Source organism: Streptomyces sp. NPDC093586, assembly GCF_044764905.1.
GTDB lineage: Bacteria > Actinomycetota > Actinomycetes > Streptomycetales > Streptomycetaceae > Streptomyces.
Genome location: NZ_JBIWJA010000002.1, coordinates 296,999 through 317,527, shown reverse-complemented (window position 1 = coordinate 317,527; position 20,529 = coordinate 296,999). Strand labels below are relative to the sequence as shown.

Genomic DNA, 20,529 nt, shown 5'->3' with positions numbered 1-20,529 from the left:
GCACGCGTCCGTGCCCCGGGGTCAGAGCCGGAGCCGGTAGCAGTGCCCCTGCCGCTGTGTCGCCGGGGTCGTGAAGACCTCGGCGAGGCGCATGCCCAGCCGCTCCGTGACCGCGATGGAGCGCTTGTTGCGGGCGTCGACCATCGCCACCACCTCCGCCACGCCCGCCGAGCGCACCCGCTCCAGCGTCTGGCGCGCGGCCGCCGTGACGTACCCCCTGCCCCAGTGCTCCCGCCCGAGCCGCCAGCCGATCTCGATCTCGCCCCGGGGGCCCCAGTCGCCCGGCCACGGCTGCGCGCCGGTGAAGCCGATGACCCGCCCGGACTCGTCCACCATGGTCCACAGGCAGAAGCCGTGCTCGGCGTCGTGCCGGCGCTGGCGGGCGGTCAGTTCCTCGTAGACGGACAGTTCCGCGGACCTGCCGCCGTGGAACTCCATGACGTCCGGGTCGTCGAAGGCCCGATGCCAGGCGACGGCGTCCTCGTCGGTGGGGACGCGCAGCCGTACGACGGGCAGAGCTCGGTTCACGGGGCAGCCCTTCAGCCGGGTGATCGGTGACGCTGAATAGACTGCCCGTGTCCAGTGCCCGTCGGCACGCAGATTCTCGAAACTCTGGGGAGATCCCGCCGTGACCGAGCCCCTCTCCGACAACACCGCCGATGTGATCGTCGTGGGCGCGGGGCCAGCCGGCTCCACGACCGCGTACCACCTGGCCAAGGCCGGACTCGACGTCCTCCTGCTGGAGAAGACCGCGTTCCCGCGGGAGAAGGTCTGCGGTGACGGTCTCACCCCCCGCGCGGTGAAGCAGCTCGTGGCGATGGGCATCGACATCTCCGAGGAGGCCGGCTGGCTGCGCAACAAGGGCCTGCGCATCATCGGCGGCGGCTCGCGGCTCCAGCTGGACTGGCCGGACCTGGCCTCCTTCCCCGACTACGGACTCGTCCGCAAGCGCGACGACTTCGACGAGCAGCTCGCCCGGCAGGCGCAGAAGGCCGGCGCCCGGCTCTACGAGCGCTGCAACGTCGGCGCCCCGGTCGTCGACGACCGCACGGGCCGCATCACCGGCGTGCACGCGAGGCTGGGCGAGGAGAAGCGGGAGGTCACCTTCCACGCGCCGCTGGTCGTGGCCGCCGACGGCAACTCCACGCGGCTGTCCCTGGCGATGGGCCTGCACCGCCGCGAGGACCGCCCGATGGGCGTCGCGGTCCGCACGTACTTCACCTCACCGCGCCACGACGACGACTACCTGGAGTCCTGGCTGGAACTGTGGGACCGCCGCGGCCCCCAGGACCGCCTCCTGCCGGGCTACGGCTGGATCTTCGGCATGGGCGACGGCACGTCGAACGTCGGCCTGGGCGTGCTGAACACCTCCGCCTCCTTCAAGGAGCTGGACTGGCGGGAGGTGCTGAAGGCCTGGTGCGCGTCCATGCCGGAGGACTGGGGCTACACCCCGGACAACATGACCGGCCCGATCCGCGGCGCCGCCCTGCCCATGGCCTTCAACCGCCAGCCCCACTACACCAAGGGCCTGCTCCTGGTCGGCGACGCCGGCGGCCTGGTGAACCCCTTCAACGGCGAGGGCATCGCCTACGCCATGGAGTCCGGCCAGATCGCCGCCGACGTCATCGTCCAGGCACACGCGCGGGCCACGCCGGCCCAGCGCGAGACCGCCCTGATGCGCTACCCGCGCGTCCTGAAGGACACCTACGGCGGCTACTACACGCTGGGCCGCGCCTTCGTGAAGCTCATCGGCAACCCGAAGGTCATGCAGATCGCGACCCAGCGCGGCCTCACCCACCCCGTCCTGATGAAGTTCACCCTGAAGATGCTCGCCAACCTGACGGACCCGACGGGCGGCGACGCGATGGACCGCATCATCAACGGACTGAGCAAGGTGGCCCCGAAGGCGTGATCACGCCGCGCCGAGGGCGGCGGCGTTGGCGGCCCGGCGTGCGAGCACCTCGTCGCGCCGGTCCGCCGACTGCCGCAGCGCCCGTTTCCGGTCGCGTGCGGAGAGCCGGTCCAGGTAGACGCGCCCGTTCACGTGGTCGGTCTCGTGGGCGAGGCAGCGGGCGAAGTAGCCGGTGCCCTCGATACGGAGCGGTTCGCCGTTCCTGTCCAGGCCCCGCACGACGGCCCGGTCGGGGCGCGGTACGGCCATGACGGCGCCCGGTACGGACAGGCAGCCCTCGTCCTCGTCGAGCAGCCGCCGCGCGGCCGGGGCGAGGGGCTCCAGGACCGGGTTGACGATGTGCCCGACATGTCGGACACCGTCGTCGTCGGGGCAGTCGTACACGAACAGGCGGAGATCCACCCCGACCTGATTGGCCGCCAGTCCGGCCCCCTCCGCGATGTACATCGTGCGGAACATGTCGTCGATGAGCGCCGCCAGGTCGGGCCCGAACTCGGTGACGTCCCGGCACGGCCTGTGCAGCACCTCCTCGCCGACCTCGGTGACGCGCCGCACCGACCCGCGCCGGGCCTCCGGTGCGAGCGACGGATAGGAGGCGGTGTGCCTCCCCTGCAGGAACACGCTCGGCATGCTGTCGTCTCCTTCGGTCTCGTGAACGGCCGGTGACGACCGGCCCGTCCAGAGCCTGCCAGGAGACGCCCGCGTCCGGCGGGAGAGCCGGGGGATCCGGGGGATCCGGGGGGATCCGGGAGGATCCGGGAGAGCCCGAAAGGCCGCAGCCCCCGAGCGGCTGCGGCCTTTTCGTGCGGTTGTGTCCGTGGTGTCCGGACGCGAGCGTCAGAGCACGCGCACGGCGCCGCTCGGCGGGTCGTACGACAGCGGCTTCAGCACGACGCCCGTCGACGGGTTCTGCGCGCCGACGAACATGCCGTCGCCGACGTAGACGCCCACGTGGTACGCGCTGCCCGCGCCACCCCAGTACAGGATGTCGCCCGGCTGGAGGTTGCTCAGCGACACCTGGGTGCCGGCGGTCGACTGGGCCTGGGAGACGCGCGGCAGGTCGATGTTGACCTGCTTGAAGGCGGCCTGCACGAGGCCGGAGCAGTCCCACGAGTTGGGGCCGGTGCCGCCGGAGACGTAGGCGTCGCCGACCTGGGCCTGGACGAAGGAGACGACGGCGGCGGCCGAACCGGTGGCCGACGAGCTGACGCTGACCGAGGCCTCGCCGGACGAGGACGACGAGGACGAAGAGGACGAGCCGGTGTCCACGGAGGCGCTCAGAGTGGCGCGCTCGGCGGCACGGGAAGCGCGCTCCGCGGCCTTCTTGCGGGCGTCCTCCGCGGCCTTCTTCTTGGCCTCGGCGGCCTTCTTCTTGGCCTCGGCGAGGTCCGCCTCGGCCTCCTTGGCCGCGGCGGCGGCGGCCGCGTCACGCTCGGCGCGCAGCTCGTAGTTCGCGGCGGCCTGCTGCGTGGCGTCCGCGGACTGGGCGACCTGGGCGGCCAGGTCGGCCGTCAGGGTGGGCAGCTCGAGGGTCTGCGTCACCGGCTCGGCCGCGTTCGCCGAGCCCGACGCCCCGGCCACTGCCAGGGTGCTGAGGACGCCACCGGCAACTCCGGCCCGCATCGCGAGGGTCGACGCGCTGCGGCGGGGCTTCCGGTGGCTGCGTATGTGAGCGGTGTGGGACATGGGTACAACCGGTATCAGGAGCTCCTCCATACCTTCAAGAAACGTGGGCTGCGCCACAGTTGTTCAACGGGCACTCCGAATCCCGGGCGTGTCGCCCTTTTTTGACGCCCTGGCGAACATTGCGCGGTGACCGTGACCCACCTGTGATCACGGACTTTGATCGTTTCGCCCGAATTGCCCCTCGCCTACCACTGGTTGAGTTAATTGGCCAAGCCCGGTTCTCGGTCACCTCTCGCGGATGTGTCGGAGGTCACGGAACGGTTGCCCCCGCGGCCGCGTCCCCCGCGCGGATCGACCCCCCGCGACGCTCGTGAACGCGTGCACGCGTCCACATCGCGCCCCGCCCTCCCCCTGATGTGTGAACGGGGTCCACTATCAAGAGATCGAGTCCAGCGCGAATTTGCATGCACGCGAACCATCTTGATAGTGAGACTCCCTTCGCTCGCGCCCTCTGGCCAGCGGTGACGAGTGAAATTGTCACCTCTGGTGATCAACTGAACGCTTCTTGTGTGAAGATCACCGCTCATCCGACTTCATGATCCTTCGTCAGGTGGTGGAGATCACAAAGCTTGTGCAATACCCCGTGTCGCAGATCACAGAGCGGCAGGCATAAGATGCGAGGCAGTTGGGCTTGTGACCTGCTTCACATGTTCGCGATCTTCGCCGGGACGAGCGGGGCTCGTGGGGCTGCCGGGGCGGTTGTGGGCCCAGGCCAACCGCCAGCAGTCAGTGCCGACTGAGAGGAGCGAGGAGCGGTGAACGCGTATGCGCCCATCCTCGTACTGGGAGCCCTCGGGGCAGGCTTTGCGATCTTTTCCGTGGTCATGGCCACGCTGATCGGTCCGAAGCGGTACAACCGGGCCAAACTCGAGGCCTACGAGTGCGGCATCGAGCCCACCCCCACGCCGGCCGGCGGCGGGCGCTTCCCCATCAAGTACTACCTGACGGCGATGCTCTTCATCGTCTTCGACATCGAGATCGTCTTCCTCTACCCCTGGGCCGTCACCTTCGACGCCCTGGGGATCTTCGGGCTCGTGGAGATGCTGCTCTTCGTGCTCACCGTCTTCGTCGCGTACGCGTACGTATGGCGGCGCGGCGGCCTGGAATGGGACTGAGGGGCCTTTAGTCATGGGACTCGAAGAAAAGCTGCCGAGCGGATTCCTGCTGACCACCGTCGAGCAGGCCGCGGGCTGGGTGCGCAAGTCGTCCGTCTTCCCCGCCACGTTCGGCCTCGCGTGCTGCGCCATCGAGATGATGACCACCGGCGCCGGCCGCTACGACCTGGCGCGCTTCGGCATGGAGGTCTTCCGCGGCTCGCCGCGGCAGGCGGACCTGATGATCGTCGCGGGCCGGGTCAGCCAGAAGATGGCGCCGGTGCTGCGGCAGGTCTACGACCAGATGCCGAACCCCAAGTGGGTGATCTCCATGGGGGTCTGCGCCTCCTCGGGCGGCATGTTCAACAACTACGCGATCGTCCAGGGCGTCGACCACATCGTCCCGGTCGACATCTACCTGCCCGGCTGCCCGCCGCGGCCCGAGATGCTGATGGACGCCATCCTCAAGCTCCACCACAAGATCCAGAACTCCAAGCTCGGGGTCAACGCCGAGGAGGCGGCCCGCGAGGCGGAGGAGGCGGCGCTCAAGGCCCTGCCCACCATCGAGATGAAGGGGCTGCTGCGGTGAGCGACGCGAACAACACCCCCGGTGACGTGAACGGGCCCAACCCCGAGAAGGACCTCTCCGCGCAGAACCTCCCCGGCCAGCGCGGCCAGGGCGGCGAGGAGATCCGCGTCCAGCGCGGCATGTTCGGCGCGAACAACGGCGGCGACACCTCCGGCTACGGCGGCCTGGTCCGCTCGGTCCGCCTCCCGGGACCGGCGAGCAGGCCCTACGGCGGCTGGTTCGACGAGGTCGCCGACGAGCTCGAGGGCGCGCTGGAGGAGCAGGGGCTGCTGCCCGAGAACGCCATCGAGAAGACGGTCGTCGACCGCGGCGAACTGACCTTCCACATCGAACGCGAGCACCTGGTCCGCGTCGCGAGGACCCTGCGCGACGACCCGGCTCTGCGCTTCGAGCTGTGCACCGGCGTCAGCGGCGTCCACTACCCGAACGACAAGGGCCGCGAGCTGCACGCCGTCTACCACCTGCGCTCGATCACCCACAACCGGTTGATCCGGCTCGAGGTCAGCGCACCCGACGGCGACCCGCACATCCCGTCGCTGTTCACCGTCTACCCGACGAACGACTGGCACGAGCGCGAGACGTACGACTTCTTCGGCATCGTCTTCGACGGTCACCCGGCCCTGACGCGGATCATGATGCCGGACGACTGGCAGGGCCACCCGCAGCGCAAGGACTACCCCCTCGGCGGCATCCCCGTCGAGTACAAGGGCGCCCAGATCCCGGCTCCGGACCAGCGGAGGTCGTACTCATGAGCACGCACACTCCTCCTTCTTCGGCCTCCGCCCGCGAGACCACCGAGGGCACCGTCTACACGGTCACCGGCGGCGACTGGGACGAGGTCGTCCAGACCGCGGCCCGCGCCGACGACGAGCGCATCGTCGTCAACATGGGCCCGCAGCACCCGTCGACCCACGGCGTGCTCCGCCTGATCCTGGAGATCGACGGCGAGACGGTCACCGAGGCCCGCTGCGGCATCGGCTACCTGCACACCGGCATCGAGAAGAACCTCGAGTACCGGACCTGGACGCAGGGCACCACGTTCGTGACGCGCATGGACTACCTGACGCCGTTCTTCAACGAGGCGGCGTACTGCCTGGGCGTCGAGAAGCTCCTCGGCATCGAGGACCGGATCCCGGACCGCGCCTCGGTCATCCGGGTGCTGCTGATGGAGCTGAACCGGCTCTCCTCGCACCTGGTGTGCATCGCCACCGGCGGCATGGAACTCGGCGCCACCACGATCATGATCTACGGCTTCCGCGACCGTGAACTGATCCTCGACATCTACGAGCTGATCACCGGACTGCGGATGAACCACGCGTACATCCGCCCCGGCGGACTCGCCCAGGACCTGCCGCCGGGCGCGGTGGACCAGATCCGCGAGTTCGTGAAGAAGATGAAGAAGAACCTCCCGGAGTACGACAAGCTCGCCACCGGGAACCCCATCTTCAAGGCCCGCATGCAGGACGTCGGCTACCTCGACCTGGCCGGCTGCATGGCCCTCGGCGCCACCGGCCCGGTCCTGCGCTCCACCGGCCTGCCGCACGACCTGCGCAAGGCCCAGCCGTACTGCGGCTACGAGACGTACGACTTCGACGTCCCGACCGCCGACACCTGCGACTCCTACGGCCGCTTCCTGATCCGGCTGGAGGAGATGCGCCAGTCGCTGCGGATCATCGAGCAGTGCCTGGACCGGCTCCGGCCCGGCCCGGTCATGGTCGCCGACAAGAAGATCGCCTGGCCCGCCCAGCTCGCGCTCGGACCGGACGGACTGGGCAACTCCCTGGACCACATCAAGAAGATCATGGGCACCTCCATGGAGGCCCTGATCCACCACTTCAAGCTGGTCACCGAGGGCTTCCGCGTGCCGCCGGGCCAGGTCTACGCGGCGGTCGAGTCGCCCAAGGGCGAGCTCGGGGTGCACATCGTGTCCGACGGCGGCACCCGCCCCTACCGGGTCCACTTCCGCGACCCGTCCTTCACCAACCTTCAGGCCATGGCGGCGATGTGCGAGGGCGGCCAGGTCGCCGACGTCATCGTCGCGGTGGCGTCCATCGACCCCGTGATGGGAGGCGTCGACCGGTGACCACCTCTTCTTCGGAGCGGGGCGTCAGCCTGGGCATGCCGGAACCGCCCGCGCCCGCCTACCCGGACGACGTCCGAACCCGGCTGGAGGCCGACGCGCGCGAGATCGTCGCCCGCTACCCGGACTCCCGGTCCGCCCTCCTGCCGCTGCTGCACCTCGTGCAGTCGGAGGAAGGCCACGTCACGCGCACCGGGATGCGCTTCTGCGCGGACGTGCTCGGCCTGACCACGGCCGAGGTCACCGCGGTCGCCACCTTCTACACCATGTACCGGCGCAGGCCGAGCGGCGACTACCAGGTCGGCGTCTGCACCAACACGCTGTGCGCGGTCATGGGCGGCGACGCGATCTTCGAGTCCCTCCAGGAGCACCTGGGCGTCGGCAACGGCGAGACCACCGACGACGGCAAGGTCACGCTGGAGCACATCGAGTGCAACGCGGCCTGCGACTTCGCCCCGGTCGTGATGGTCAACTGGGAGTTCTTCGACAACCAGACCCCCGCGAGCGTCCGGCGCCTCGTCGACGACCTGCGCGCGGGACGGCCGGTGACACCCACGCGCGGTGCGCCGCTGTGCACCTTCAAGGAGACCGCCCGCATCCTGGCGGGCTTCCCCGACGAGCGGGACGGCGCCGTCGCGGCCGGCGGCAGCGCGGGCCCCGCCTCCCTGGCCGGGCTGAAGCTCGCCAAGGGCGAGACGCCCGCCGCGCGCGTGGTGCACCCGCGCGACGGCGGACCGCACGACGCGCCGCAGGACCGGGCCGTGCACGACCCGTCGCCCTCGCAGCACCTCAGCTCGCACGACGCGCCGCAGGACACATCGGCCTCCGACCCTGCGCACCCGGCAGGGCCTACCGCCGAGGAGGGGGAGTGATGACCTTGGCAACCGAGATCAAGGACACCAGCCCGGAGAAGCTGCTCGCACCCGTGCTGTCGGCCTTCTGGGACGAGGACGAGTCCTGGACCCTGGACGTCTACCGCAGGCACGAGGGGTACGAGGGGCTCCGCAAGGCGCTGGCGATGTCGCCGGACGATCTGATCGCGTACGTCAAGGACTCCGGCCTGCGCGGCCGCGGCGGCGCCGGCTTCCCGACGGGGATGAAGTGGCAGTTCATCCCCCAGGGCGACGGCAAGCCCCACTACCTCGTCGTCAACGCCGACGAGTCGGAGCCGGGGACCTGCAAGGACATCCCGCTCCTGTTCGCGAACCCGCACAGCCTCATCGAGGGCATCGTCATCGCGTGCTACGCCATCAGGTCGTCGCACGCCTTCATCTACCTGCGCGGCGAGGTCGTCCCCGTGCTGCGGCGGCTGCACGCGGCCGTGCGCGAGGCCTACGCGGCCGGCTTCCTCGGCGAGAACATCCTGGGCAGCGGACTCGACCTCGAACTCACCGTGCACGCGGGCGCGGGCGCGTACATCTGCGGTGAGGAGACCGCACTGCTCGACTCGCTCGAAGGCCGCCGGGGCCAGCCGCGGCTCCGTCCCCCCTTCCCCGCCGTCGCGGGCCTGTACGCGTGCCCCACCGTGGTGAACAACGTCGAGTCCATCGCGTCGGTTCCCGCGATCCTGAACAAGGGCAAGGACTGGTTCAGGTCGATGGGCAGCGAGAAGTCCCCGGGCTTCACGCTCTACTCGCTCAGCGGCCACGTCGCCACCCCCGGCCAGTACGAGGCCCCGCTCGGCATCACCCTGCGCCAGCTCCTCGACATGAGCGGCGGGATGCGCCCCGGCCACCGGCTGAAGTTCTGGACGCCGGGCGGCTCCTCCACGCCGATGTTCACCGACGAGCACCTCGACGTACCCCTCGACTACGAAGGGGTGGGCGCCGCCGGCTCCATGCTCGGCACCAAGGCCCTGCAGTGCTTCGACGAGACGACCTGCGTGGTGCGCGCCGTCACCCGCTGGACCGAGTTCTACGCCCACGAGTCCTGCGGCAAGTGCACGCCCTGCCGCGAAGGCACCTACTGGCTCGTGCAGTTGCTGCGCGACATCGAGGCCGGCAAGGGCTCGATGAGCGATCTCGACAAGCTGAACGACATCGCCGACAACATCAACGGCAAGTCCTTCTGCGCCCTCGGCGACGGTGCCGCCTCGCCGATCTTCTCCTCGCTCAAGTACTTCCGCGAGGAGTACGAACAGCACATCACGGGCCGCGGCTGCCCCTTCGACCCGGCCAGGTCCACGGCCTGGGCCGACCACCGTACGGAGGTGAACGCATGACCGTGACCACGAGCGCCCCCTCCGGCGGCGGAGACGCCGCGGTCCCGCCCGAGGACCTGGTGACGCTGACGATCGATGGCATCGAGATCAGCGTGCCCAAGGGCACCCTGGTCATCCGGGCCGCCGAGCAGCTCGGCATCGAGATCCCCCGGTTCTGCGACCACCCGCTCCTCGACCCGGCCGGCGCCTGCCGCCAGTGCATCGTCGAGGTCGAGGGCCAGCGCAAGCCCATGGCGTCCTGCACCATCACCTGCACCGACGGCATGGTCGTCAAGACCCACCTGACCTCCCCCGTCGCGGAGAAGGCCCAGAAGGGTGTGATGGAGCTGCTGCTCATCAACCACCCGCTGGACTGCCCGGTCTGCGACAAGGGCGGCGAGTGCCCCCTGCAGAACCAGGCCATGTCGCACGGACAGGCCGAGTCCCGCTTCGAGGGAAAGAAGCGGACCTACGAGAAGCCCGTGCCGATCTCCACGCAGGTGCTGCTCGACCGCGAGCGGTGCGTGCTGTGCGCCCGCTGCACCCGGTTCTCCAACCAGGTCGCGGGCGACCCGATGATCGAGCTGATCGAGCGGGGCGCGCTCCAGCAGGTCGGCACCGGCGAGGGCGACCCCTTCGAGTCGTACTTCTCCGGCAACACCATCCAGATCTGCCCGGTCGGCGCGCTCACCTCGGCGGCGTACCGGTTCCGCTCCCGTCCGTTCGACCTGATCTCCTCGCCGTCCGTGTGCGAGCACTGCTCCGGCGGCTGCGCGATCCGCACCGACCACCGGCGCGGCAAGGTCATGCGACGCCTCGCGGCCGAGGACCCCGAGGTCAACGAGGAGTGGATCTGCGACAAGGGCCGGTTCGCCTTCCGGTACGCGCAGCAGCGCGACCGGCTGGAGACGCCCCTGGTGCGGAGCGCGGAGGGCGAGCTGGAACCGGCCTCCTGGCCGGAGGCCCTGCAGATCGCCGCGCAGGGCCTGCTCGCCTCCCGGGGCCGCACCGGTGTGCTGACCGGTGGACGGCTCACCGTCGAGGACGCCTACGCGTACAGCAAGTTCGCGCGCGTGGCGCTCGACACCAACGACATCGACTTCCGCGCGCGCGTGCACAGCGCCGAGGAGGCCGACTTCCTCGCCGCCCGGGTGGCCGGCCGCGGCCGTGACCTGGACGGCACGGGCGTCACGTACGCCGCGCTGGAGAAGGCGCCCGCCGTGCTGCTGGTCGGCTTCGAGGCCGAGGAGGAGGCGCCCGGCGTCTTCCTGCGGCTGCGCAAGGCCTGGCGCAAGCACGGACTGAGGGTGTTCTCACTCGCCACCCACGCCACCCGGGGTCTGGAGAAGGCCGGCGGCACGCTGCTGCCCGCCGCTCCCGGCACCGAGACCGAGTGGCTGGACGCGCTCGCCAGCGGCGTCGGTCTGGAGGACGGCGGCGCCCAGGCCGCCGAGGCCCTGCGCGCCGAGGGCGCCGTGATCGTCGTCGGCGAGCGGCTGGCGTCCGTGGCCGGCGGCCTCACCTCCGCCGTACGGACCGCCGCCGCGACCGGTGCCCGGCTGGTGTGGATCCCGCGCCGGGCCGGGGAGCGCGGCGCGATCGAGGCGGGGGCGCTGCCGTCGCTGCTGCCGGGCGGGCGCCCCGCCACCGACCCGCGCGCGCGTGAGGAGGTCGCCGCTCTCTGGGGCCTGTCGGACCTCCCGCACCGCCACGGCCGCGACACCGGCGAGATCGTCGAGGCCGCCGCGCGCGGCGAGCTGCAGGCGCTGCTGGTGGCGGGCGTGGAGGTCGCCGACCTGCCCGACCCGGCACGCGCGCGTGCGGCGCTCGCCGAGGCCGGCTTCGTGGTGTCGCTGGAGCTGCGGCCCAGCGAGGTCACCGCGCACGCCGACGTGGTCCTGCCCGTCGCCGCGGTCGCCGAGAAGGCCGGGACCTTCCTCAACTGGGAGGGCAGGGCGCGCTTCTTCGAGGCCGCCCTCAAGCCCGACCAGATGACCCGCCGTCTCGCGCCCACCGACGCGCGCGTCCTCCAGATGCTCGCCGACGCCATGGACGTCCACCTGGGCCTGCCGGACCTGCGCACCACGCGCGCGGAGATCGACCGGCTCGGCGCCTGGGACGGGCCGCGGGCCGGCGAACCGCTGCACACCGCGAGCGCGCTGCCCCGGCCGGCCGCCGGGGAGGCCGTGCTCGCCGGGCACCGGCTGCTGCTCGACCGGGGCGTCCTCCAGCAGGGCGACGAGGCGCTCGCCGGCACCCGGCACGCCGCACGCGCGCGCGTGTCGTCCGCCACGGCCGCCGAGGCGGGCGTCAAGGAAGGCGACCTGCTGGCCGTGACCGGTCCCGGCGGCTCCGTCGCACTCCCGCTGGAGATCACCGAGATGCCCGACCGGGTGGTCTGGCTCCCGCTGAACTCGGCCGGCGACGGCGTCGCCTCCGACACCGGGGTCCTGCCCGGTTCCCTCGTCCGCATCGGCCCGGCCACGCTCGCGGGCGAGGCCCCCAAGGAGGTGGAGGCATGAGCCCGTACCTCGCCGCTGAAGACCTCTCGATGTTCGGCACCGACCCGTGGTGGCTGGTGGTGATCAAGGCGGTCTTCTGCTTCGCCTTCCTGATGGTGACCGTGCTGTTCTCCATCGTGTGGGAGCGCAAGGTCGTCGCCTGGATGCAGCTGCGCATCGGCCCCAACCGGCACGGCCCCTGGGGCATGCTCCAGTCGCTCGCCGACGGCATCAAGCTGATGCTCAAGGAAGACGTCGTCGTCAAGCGCGCCGACAAGGCCGTGTACGTCCTGGCGCCGATCGTCGCGGCCGTCCCGGCCTTCATGGCGATCGCGGTGATTCCCTTCGGGCCCGCCGGCAACGAGGTGTCGGTCTTCGGCCACCGCACCGCGATGCAGCTCACCGACCTGCCGATCGCGATGCTGTTCATCCTCGCGGTCGCCTCCGTCGGCATCTACGGCATCGTGCTCGCCGGCTGGAGCTCCGGATCGACGTACCCGCTCCTCGGCGGCCTGCGGTCCTGCGCGCAGATGATCTCCTACGAGATCGCGATGGGCGCCGCGTTCGCCTCGGTGTTCCTCTACTCCGGTTCGATGTCGACCTCGGAGATCGTCGCCCAGCAGACCGACCGCTGGTACATCGTGCTGCTGCCGGTCTCCTTCATCCTCTACATCGTCACGATGGTCGGCGAGACCAACCGCGCCCCCTTCGACATGCCGGAGTCCGAGGGCGACCTGGTGGGCGGCTTCAACACCGAGTACTCGTCGATCAAGTTCGCGATGTTCATGCTCGCCGAGTACGTGAACATGGTGACGGTCTCGGCGGTCGCCACCACGCTGTTCCTCGGCGGCTGGCGGGCCCCGTGGCCGGTCAGCACCTTCTGGGAGGGCGCCAACCACGGCTGGTGGCCGCTGCTCTGGTTCGTCGTCAAGGTCCAGCTGCTGCTGTTCTTCTTCATCTGGCTGCGCGGCACGCTCCCGCGCGTGCGCTACGACCAGCTGATGAAGCTCGGCTGGAAGGTCCTCATCCCGGTCTCCCTGGTCTGGCTGATGCTCGTCGCGAGCGTGCGGGCCATGCGGAACGAGAACTACGGCTTCACCGACATCGCCCTCTACGTCGGCGGCGGCGTCCTGGCCCTGCTGCTGCTGTCCTTCGTCGCCGACATCTACCGCGACAAGCGCAAGGGTGCCGAGGAGCCCGCCGAGGAACCGGCCGCCTTCGACCCGATGGCCGGCGGGTTCCCCGTACCGCCGATGCCCGGTCAGGAGCTGCCGCCGGTGCCCAGGCGCCGCCCGCGCCGGGACCGGGAGCTGATTGTCAGTGGCGGATCCGATACTCACAGTGACGGACCGCTGGGCGGATCCACGGATGGAAAGGAGGCGTCCGATGGCTGAGGAACCCAAGGAGACCGACCCCGGTTTCCTGAACCCCGTGGCCGGCTTCGGCGTGACCTTCAAGGCCATGTTCAAGAAGCGGCTGACCGAGCAGTACCCGGAGCAGAAGAAGACCACGGCTCCGCGGTTCCACGGACGGCACCAGCTCAACCGCCATCCGGACGGCCTGGAGAAGTGCGTCGGCTGCGAACTGTGCGCCTGGGCGTGCCCCGCCGACGCGATCTACGTGGAGGGCGCGGACAACACGGACGAGGAGCGCTACTCGCCGGGCGAGCGGTACGGCCGCGTCTACCAGATCAACTACGCCCGCTGCATCCTGTGCGGCCTGTGCATCGAGGCGTGCCCCACGCGCGCGCTGACGATGACCAACGAGTTCGAGCTGGCCGACTCCAGTCGCGCCGACCTCATCTTCACCAAGGAGCAGCTGCTCGCCGGCCTGGAGGAGGGCATGGTCGACACGCCCCACGCCCTCTACCCGGGCACGGACGAACAGGACTACTACCGGGGCCTGGTCACCGAGGCCGCGCCCGGTACCGAGCGGCAGGTCGCCCACTCCAAGGGGGAGGTCGTCCAGGAGGGCGACTCGACCTTCGGCGGGACCGAGCCGGCCTCGGAGGAGGTGATCCGCCGATGAGCGCCCAGTTCGCCGCCGCGGCGACCCTCGCCGCCGGCACCTCCACCGGAGAGGCCGTCCAGTTCTGGATCCTCGGCACGGTCGCGGTGATCGGCGCCCTGTGCACCGTCTTCATGAAGAAGGCCGTGCACAGCGCGCTCTGCCTCGCCGGGACCATGATCGTGCTGGCGGTGTTCTACCTCGCCAACGGCGCGTACTTCCTCGGCATCGTGCAGATCGTCGTCTACACCGGCGCGGTCATGATGCTGTTCCTGTTCGTGGTGATGCTCGTCGGCGTCACCGCGGCGGACTCCCTGAAGGAGACCATCAGGGGACAGCGCTGGCTGGCCCTGGTCAGCGGGCTCGGCTTCGGCATCCTGCTGATCGCCGGCATCGGCAACGCCTCGCTCCAGCAGTTCGACGGCCTCGCCCGCGCCAACGCGAACGGCAACGTCGAGGGCATCGCCTCCCTCGTCTTCACCAAGTACGTCTTCGCCTTCGAGATCACCGGCGCCCTGCTCATCACGGCCGCCGTCGGCGCCATGGTGCTCACCCACCGCGAGCGCACCGAGCGGGCCAGGACGCAGCGCGAACTGTCCGAGCAGCGCGTCCGCGACGGCAAGTACCTGCCGCCGCTGCCGGCGCCCGGCGTCTACGCCCGGCACAACGCGGTCGACATCGCGGGCCTGCTGCCCGACGGCACCCCGTCCGAGCTCACCGTCAGCAAGACGCTGCGCGAGCGGGGCCAGATCCGCGACGTCTCGATGGAGGCGCTGAACGACCTCAAGGCCCTGGAGCAGCGCGCCGAGGAGCGCCTGGAGCGCGGGACGGTCGCGCCGGCCACCTTCAAGCGGTCCGAGGAGGCGTCGAAGTGAACCCCGTCAACTACCTCTACCTCGCAGCCCTGCTGTTCACGATCGGCGCCACCGGCGTGCTGATCCGGCGCAACGCGATCGTGGTCTTCATGTGCGTCGAGCTGATGCTCAACGCCTGCAACCTCGCGTTCGTCGCCTTCTCCCGGATGCACGGCAATCTCGACGGCCAGATCATCGCCTTCTTCACGATGGTCGTCGCCGCCGCGGAGGTCGTGGTCGGGCTCGCGATCATCGTGTCCCTGTTCCGTTCCCGCCACTCGGCCTCGGTCGACGACGCCAGCCTGATGAAGCTGTGAGGGGTCGCTGAACCGTGACTAACGCAGAGAACCTGATTGCGCTGCTGGTGGCGGCGCCCCTGCTCGGAGCGGTGGTGCTGCTGTGCGGCGGCCGCCGGCTGGACGCCGTCGGCCACTGGATCGGCACGCTGCTGGCCGCCGCGTCCTTCGTGATCGGCGTCGTCCTCTTCGCCGACCTGCTCGGCAGCGGTGCCGAGGACCGCACCCTGACGCAGCACCTGTTCAGCTGGATCCCGGTGGAGGGGTTCCAGGCCGACGTCGCCTTCCGGCTCGACCAGCTGTCGATGACGTTCGTCCTGCTGATCACCGGCGTCGGCTCGCTGATCCACCTGTACTCGGTCGCGTACATGGAGCACGACGAGCGCCGCCGCCGCTTCTTCGGCTACCTGAACCTGTTCCTCGCGGCGATGCTGATCCTCGTCCTCGCCGACAACTACCTGCTGCTGTACGTCGGCTGGGAGGGCGTCGGTCTCGCCTCCTACCTGCTGATCGGCTTCTGGCAGCACAAGCCCAGCGCCGCCACGGCCGCGAAGAAGGCCTTCCTGGTCAACCGCGTCGGCGACATGGGCCTGTCGATCGCGATCATGCTGATGTTCCTGTGGTTCGGCACCTTCGCCTTCGGGCCGGTGCTCGGCACGCTGGACGATCCCGGCCTCGCGGGACAGGCCGGCGAGGGCAAGCTCACCGCGATCGCGCTGATGCTGCTGCTCGCCGCGTGCGGCAAGTCCGCCCAGGTGCCGCTGCAGTCCTGGCTCGGCGACGCGATGGAGGGCCCGACCCCGGTCTCGGCCCTCATCCACGCCGCGACGATGGTGACGGCGGGCGTGTACCTGATCGTCCGCTCGGCAGCCGTCTTCAACGGTGCTCCGGACGCCCAGCTGGTGGTCACGATCGTCGGCGCGGTCACGCTGCTGTTCGGTGCGATCGTCGGTTGTGCCAAGGACGACATCAAGAAGGCGCTGGCCGGCTCGACCATGTCGCAGATCGGCTACATGGTGCTCGCCGCGGGTCTCGGCCCCATCGGCTACGTCTTCGCGATCATGCACCTGGTGACGCACGGCTTCTTCAAGGCCGGGCTGTTCCTCGGCGCCGGTTCGGTCATGCACGGCATGAACGACGAGGTCGACATGCGCCGCTACGGCGGCCTGCGGAAGTACATGCCGGTCACCTTCGTCACCTTCGGCCTCGGCTATCTCGCCATCATCGGCTTCCCGGGCCTGTCCGGCTTCTTCTCCAAGGACAAGATCATCGAGGCGGCGTTCGCCAAGGGCGGCACCGAGGGCTGGATCCTCGGCGCCTGCGCCCTGCTGGGCGCGGCCATCACCGCGTTCTACATGACGCGCGTGATGCTGATGACGTTCTTCGGTGAGGAGCGCTGGCGCGAGGCCCCGACGCCGTCCCCGGCCCGGCCGGACGTGGAGCCGGCCGCCGAGACACGTGGCGAGTACGCGCCCCCGCACCCGCACGAGTCCCCGAAGATCATGACGATCCCGATGATCGTGCTGGCCGTCGGGTCGGTGTTCGGCGGTGCGTTCTTCAGCATCGGCGACCGCTTCCTGGACTGGCTCGAGCCCGTCACCGGGCACAAGCACGGCCACGCGCCGATCAGTGCCGGGGTGGTCACCGGGGCGACCGTGGCCTGCATGGTCATCGGCGTCGCGATCGCCTGGGCGCAGTACGGCCGGCGTCCGGTCCCGGCCGTCGCCCCGCGCGGGTCGCTGCTCACCCGGGCCGCCCGGCGCGACCTGCTCCAGGACGACTTCAACCACGTCGTCCTGGTCCGCGGCGGCGAGCACCTCACGCGCTCGCTGGTCTACGTCGACCACACGCTGGTCGACGGGGTCGTCAACGGCACGGCGGCCTCGGTCGGCGGCCTGTCCGGGCGGATGCGCAAGCTGCAGAACGGGTTCGCGCGCAGTTACGCGGTCTCGATGTTCGGCGGTGCGGCGGTCCTCGTCGCCGCGACCCTGCTGATGAGGGCGGTCTGATACCGATGTCCTTTCCCCTGCTGACAGCGACGGCGGTGCTCCCGGCCGTCGGGGCCGTCGCCACGGCCGCCGTGCCGGCCGCGAAGCGCACCGTGGCCAAATGGCTGGCGCTGCTGTTCTCGCTGGCCACACTGGTCCTGGCGATCGTGGTCCTGGTCCGCTTCGACCCGGGCGGCGACCGCTACCAGCTCACCGAGTCCCACTCCTGGATCGCGGACTTCGGCGTCCGCTACGAGCTGGGCGTGGACGGCATCGCGGTGGCGCTGATCGCGCTGACCGCCCTGCTGATCCCGTTCATCGTCCTCGCCGGCTGGCACGACGCCGATCCGCTGGAGACCGGCAGCAGCCGGTGGCGGCCGACGCAGGGCTTCTTCGCCCTGATCCTCGCCGTCGAGGCGATGGTGATCATCTCCTTCGAGGCCACCGACGTCTTCCTCTTCTACATCTTCTTCGAAGCCATGCTGATCCCGCTGTACTTCCTGATCGGCGGCTTCGGGGACCGGGCCCACGAGCACGGCGAGCAGACGGCGGCGACGCAGCGGTCGTACGCGGCGGTGAAGTTCCTCCTCTACAACCTGGCCGGCGGTCTGATCATGCTGGCCGCGGTGATCGGGCTGTACGTGGTCGCCGGGAACTTCTCCCTCACCGAGATCGCCGAGGCGCGGGCCGACGGCTCGCTGTCCATGGCGACCAGCACCGAGCGCTGGCTGTTCCTCGGCTTCTTCTTCGCCTTCGCGGTGAAGGCGCCGCTGTGGCCGCTGCACACCTGGCTGCCCAACGCGATGGGGGAGGCCACCGCGCCGGTCGCCGTGCTCATCACGGCGGTGGTCGACAAGGTGGGCACCTTCGCGATGCTCCGCTTCTGCCTCCAGCTGTTCCCGGAGGCGAGCACGTGGGCGACGCCCGCGATCCTCGTCCTGGCGGTGATCAGCATCATCTACGGAGCGCTGCTCGCGGTCGGCCAGCGTGACATCAAGCGCCTGATCGCCTACGCGTCGATCTCGCACTTCGGCTTCATCATCATGGGCATCTTCGCGATGACCAGCCAGGGCCAGTCCGGCGCCACCCTCTACATGGTCAACCACGGCATCTCGACCGCCGTGCTGATGCTGATCGCCGGATTCCTGATCTCCCGGCGCGGCTCGCGGCTCATCGCCGACTACGGCGGTGTGCAGAAGGTGGCCCCGGTACTCGCCGGCACGTTCCTGATCGGCGGCCTGGCCACCCTGTCCCTGCCGGGCCTCGCGCCCTTCGTCAGCGAGTTCCTGGTGCTGGTGGGGACGTTCACGCGCTACCCGGTGATCGGCATCATCGCCACCTTCGGCATCGTCCTCGCCGCGCTCTACACCCTCGTCCTCTACCAGCGGACGATGACCGGGCCGGTGAAGCCCGGGGTGACGGCCCTGCCCGACCTGCGGGTGCGGGAGCTGGTGGTCGTGGCGCCGCTGGTGGCGCTGCTGATCTTCCTGGGCGTCTACCCGAAGCCCGTCACGGACATCATCGACCCGGCGGTGCGGCAGACCATGTCCGACGTACACAAGAAGGACCCCCAGCCCGAGGTGGAGGCGGCCAAGTGAGCGCATCAGCCGTCCACGACCTGTGGACAACGGCGGCAACGGCGGCCGACCCGATCGCGAAGATCGACGCACCGAAGATCGAGTACGGGCAGCTCGCGCCCACGCTCATCGTCATCGGCGCGGCGATCGTCGGGATCCTGGTCGAGGCCTTCGTGCCGCGCAGGTCCCGCTACTACGTCCAGACGTTCGTGTCCGTCGTCGCGCTCGTCGCCGCCTTCGCCGCGGTCGTCGCGCTCGCGGCGCGCGGATACGGCACGACCAAGGCGGGCATCGCGGCGATGGGCGCCATCGCCGTGGACGGACCGGCCCTCTTCCTGCAGGGCACGATCCTGCTGGCGGCGCTGGTCGGCGTGTTCACCTTCGCCGAGCGGCGGCTCGACCCGGAGACGCACGGCAACCGCGTCGACTCCTTCGCCGCGCAGGCCGCGTCCGTGCCGGGCAGCGAGAGCGAGCAGAAGGCGGTGAAGGCCGGGTTCACCACCACCGAGGTGTTCCCGCTGCTGCTCTTCGCCGTCGCCGGCATGCTGGTCTTCCCGGCGGCCAACGACCTGCTGACGCTCTTCGTCGCCCTGGAGGTCTTCTCCCTCCCGCTGTACCTGCTGTGCGCGCTGGCCCGGCGCAAGCGGCTGATGTCGCAGGAGGCGGCGGTCAAGTACTTCCTGCTCGGCGCGTTCGCCTCCGCGTTCACCCTGTTCGGCATCGCCCTGCTCTACGGCTACGCGGGTTCGATGTCGTACGGCACGATCGCGCAGGTCGTCGACGGCACCGTCCAGAACGTCACCCCGGCGCTCGCGGACACCATGGGCAACGACGCGCTGCTGCTCGTCGGCTCCGCGCTGATCGTCATGGGCCTGCTGTTCAAGGTGGGCGCGGTGCCGTTCCACATGTGGACGCCGGACGTGTACCAGGGCGCGCCGACGCCGGTCACCGGTTTCATGGCGGCGGCGACCAAGGTCGCGGCCTTCGGCGCCCTGCTGCGCATCCTCTACGTCGTCCTGCCCGGCCTGCGCTGGGACTGGCGGCCGGTGATGTGGGCGGTGGCGATCGTCACCATGCTGGGCGGCGCGATCGTCGCGATCACGCAGACGGACATCAAGCGGCTGCTGGCGTACTCGTCGATCGCGCACGCGGGCTTCATCCTCGCGGGTGTCATCGCGACCACGCCGGACGGCGTCTCGTCGGTCCTCTTCTACCTGGCCGCGTACTCCTTCGTGACGATCGGCGCCTTCGCGGTGGTCACGCTGGTGCGCGACGCGGGCGGCGAGGCGACCCACCTGTCGAAGTGGGCCGGGCTCGGGCGCAGGTCGCCGCTGGCGGCGGCCGTGTTCGCGGTGTTCCTGCTGGCCTTCGCGGGCATCCCGCTGACCTCCGGGTTCGCGGGCAAGTTCGCCGTGTTCAAGGCGGCGGCGGAGGGCGGCGCGGCCCCGCTGGTCGTGGTCGGCGTGATCTCGTCGGCGATCGCGGCGTTCTTCTACATCCGCGTGATCGTGCTGATGTTCTTCAGCGAGCCGCGGCCGGAGGGCCCGACGGTCGCGGTGCCGTCCCCGCTGACCATGACGGCGATCGGCGTCGGCGTGGCGGTCACGGTGGTGCTCGGCGTGGCGCCGCAGTACTTCCTGGACCTGGCGGGACAGGCGGGGGTGTTCGTGCGCTGAGGCTGCGTTTGTGCCTTTACGGCTGTGGTCCGGCACCTCTTCGCAGGGGTGCCGGACCACAGCCGTGTG

General features: G+C 70.2%; 18 protein-coding genes. 15 read left to right on the top strand and 3 right to left on the bottom strand.

Annotated features, from left to right (window positions below; genetic code table 11):
* Positions 1-21 precede the first annotated feature (21 nt).
* Complete coding sequence (locus ACIRFH_RS03650; protein ID WP_403516895.1) at positions 22-528, bottom strand: GNAT family N-acetyltransferase; 507 nt, start codon at positions 526-528, stop codon at positions 22-24.
* Positions 529-628: 100 nt separating this feature from the next.
* On the opposite strand from ACIRFH_RS03650, the gene ACIRFH_RS03645 reads away from it, so the two are divergent.
* Positions 629-1,912: a geranylgeranyl reductase family protein gene (locus tag ACIRFH_RS03645; RefSeq protein ID WP_403516894.1), complete on the top strand. Its 1,284-nt coding sequence runs from the start codon at positions 629-631 to the stop codon at positions 1,910-1,912.
* On the opposite strand, the gene def is transcribed toward ACIRFH_RS03645, so the two are convergent.
* On the bottom strand, positions 1,913-2,542 hold the full coding sequence (gene def / locus ACIRFH_RS03640) for a peptide deformylase (protein WP_403516893.1): 630 nt from the start codon (positions 2,540-2,542) through the stop codon (positions 1,913-1,915). It abuts the gene before it with no gap.
* A gap of 207 nt (positions 2,543-2,749) precedes the next feature.
* Entirely contained in the window at positions 2,750-3,598 is an 849-nt protein-coding gene (locus ACIRFH_RS03635) for a C40 family peptidase (protein ID WP_403516892.1), read from the bottom strand.
* A 755-nt stretch (positions 3,599-4,353) separates the two neighbouring features.
* Between ACIRFH_RS03635 and ACIRFH_RS03630 the strand changes: the two genes are divergently transcribed.
* Genes ACIRFH_RS03630 through nuoN form a run of 14 tightly spaced genes read left to right on the top strand, consistent with a single transcriptional unit; the run spans position 4,354 to position 20,460 of the window.
* On the top strand, positions 4,354-4,713 hold the full coding sequence (locus ACIRFH_RS03630) for an NADH-quinone oxidoreductase subunit A (RefSeq protein WP_003992243.1): 360 nt from the start codon (positions 4,354-4,356) through the stop codon (positions 4,711-4,713).
* A gap of 13 nt (positions 4,714-4,726) precedes the next feature.
* Positions 4,727-5,281, top strand: coding sequence for an NADH-quinone oxidoreductase subunit B family protein (locus ACIRFH_RS03625; protein WP_029381065.1), 555 nt, complete (start codon positions 4,727-4,729; stop codon positions 5,279-5,281).
* Positions 5,278-6,033, top strand: coding sequence for an NADH-quinone oxidoreductase subunit C (locus ACIRFH_RS03620; protein ID WP_403516891.1), 756 nt, complete (start codon positions 5,278-5,280; stop codon positions 6,031-6,033). Before ACIRFH_RS03625 ends, ACIRFH_RS03620 begins: the two co-directional genes overlap by 4 nt.
* Positions 6,030-7,364: an NADH-quinone oxidoreductase subunit D gene (locus ACIRFH_RS03615; protein ID WP_403516890.1), complete on the top strand. Its 1,335-nt coding sequence runs from the start codon at positions 6,030-6,032 to the stop codon at positions 7,362-7,364. The genes ACIRFH_RS03620 and ACIRFH_RS03615 overlap by 4 nt, the downstream gene beginning before the upstream one ends.
* Entirely contained in the window at positions 7,361-8,233 is an 873-nt protein-coding gene (gene nuoE / locus ACIRFH_RS03610; protein ID WP_403516889.1) for an NADH-quinone oxidoreductase subunit NuoE, read from the top strand. Before ACIRFH_RS03615 ends, nuoE begins: the two co-directional genes overlap by 4 nt.
* Complete coding sequence (nuoF, locus tag ACIRFH_RS03605) at positions 8,230-9,582, top strand: NADH-quinone oxidoreductase subunit NuoF (protein WP_403516888.1); 1,353 nt, start codon at positions 8,230-8,232, stop codon at positions 9,580-9,582. Before nuoE ends, nuoF begins: the two co-directional genes overlap by 4 nt.
* Positions 9,579-12,083: an NADH-quinone oxidoreductase subunit G gene (locus ACIRFH_RS03600; protein WP_403516887.1), complete on the top strand. Its 2,505-nt coding sequence runs from the start codon at positions 9,579-9,581 to the stop codon at positions 12,081-12,083. Before nuoF ends, ACIRFH_RS03600 begins: the two co-directional genes overlap by 4 nt.
* Entirely contained in the window at positions 12,080-13,456 is a 1,377-nt protein-coding gene (gene nuoH / locus ACIRFH_RS03595; protein WP_403516886.1) for an NADH-quinone oxidoreductase subunit NuoH, read from the top strand. The genes ACIRFH_RS03600 and nuoH overlap by 4 nt, the downstream gene beginning before the upstream one ends.
* Positions 13,449-14,090 (top strand): NADH-quinone oxidoreductase subunit NuoI, encoded by a 642-nt coding sequence (gene nuoI / locus ACIRFH_RS03590; protein WP_403516885.1) that lies wholly within the window; start codon positions 13,449-13,451, stop codon positions 14,088-14,090. Before nuoH ends, nuoI begins: the two co-directional genes overlap by 8 nt.
* Positions 14,087-14,944, top strand: a complete 858-nt coding sequence (locus ACIRFH_RS03585; protein WP_403516884.1) for an NADH-quinone oxidoreductase subunit J — start codon at positions 14,087-14,089, stop codon at positions 14,942-14,944. Before nuoI ends, ACIRFH_RS03585 begins: the two co-directional genes overlap by 4 nt.
* Positions 14,941-15,240, top strand: coding sequence for an NADH-quinone oxidoreductase subunit NuoK (nuoK, locus tag ACIRFH_RS03580; protein ID WP_004927567.1), 300 nt, complete (start codon positions 14,941-14,943; stop codon positions 15,238-15,240). Before ACIRFH_RS03585 ends, nuoK begins: the two co-directional genes overlap by 4 nt.
* A 14-nt stretch (positions 15,241-15,254) precedes the next feature.
* The gene (nuoL, locus tag ACIRFH_RS03575) at positions 15,255-17,228 is read left to right on the top strand and encodes an NADH-quinone oxidoreductase subunit L (RefSeq protein WP_403516883.1); all 1,974 of its coding nucleotides are present in this window, start codon (positions 15,255-15,257) and stop codon (positions 17,226-17,228) included.
* 5 nt (positions 17,229-17,233) lie between these two features.
* Positions 17,234-18,805, top strand: coding sequence for an NADH-quinone oxidoreductase subunit M (locus ACIRFH_RS03570; protein WP_403516882.1), 1,572 nt, complete (start codon positions 17,234-17,236; stop codon positions 18,803-18,805).
* The gene (nuoN, locus tag ACIRFH_RS03565; RefSeq protein WP_403516881.1) at positions 18,802-20,460 is read left to right on the top strand and encodes an NADH-quinone oxidoreductase subunit NuoN; all 1,659 of its coding nucleotides are present in this window, start codon (positions 18,802-18,804) and stop codon (positions 20,458-20,460) included. Before ACIRFH_RS03570 ends, nuoN begins: the two co-directional genes overlap by 4 nt.
* Positions 20,461-20,529 lie beyond the last annotated feature (69 nt).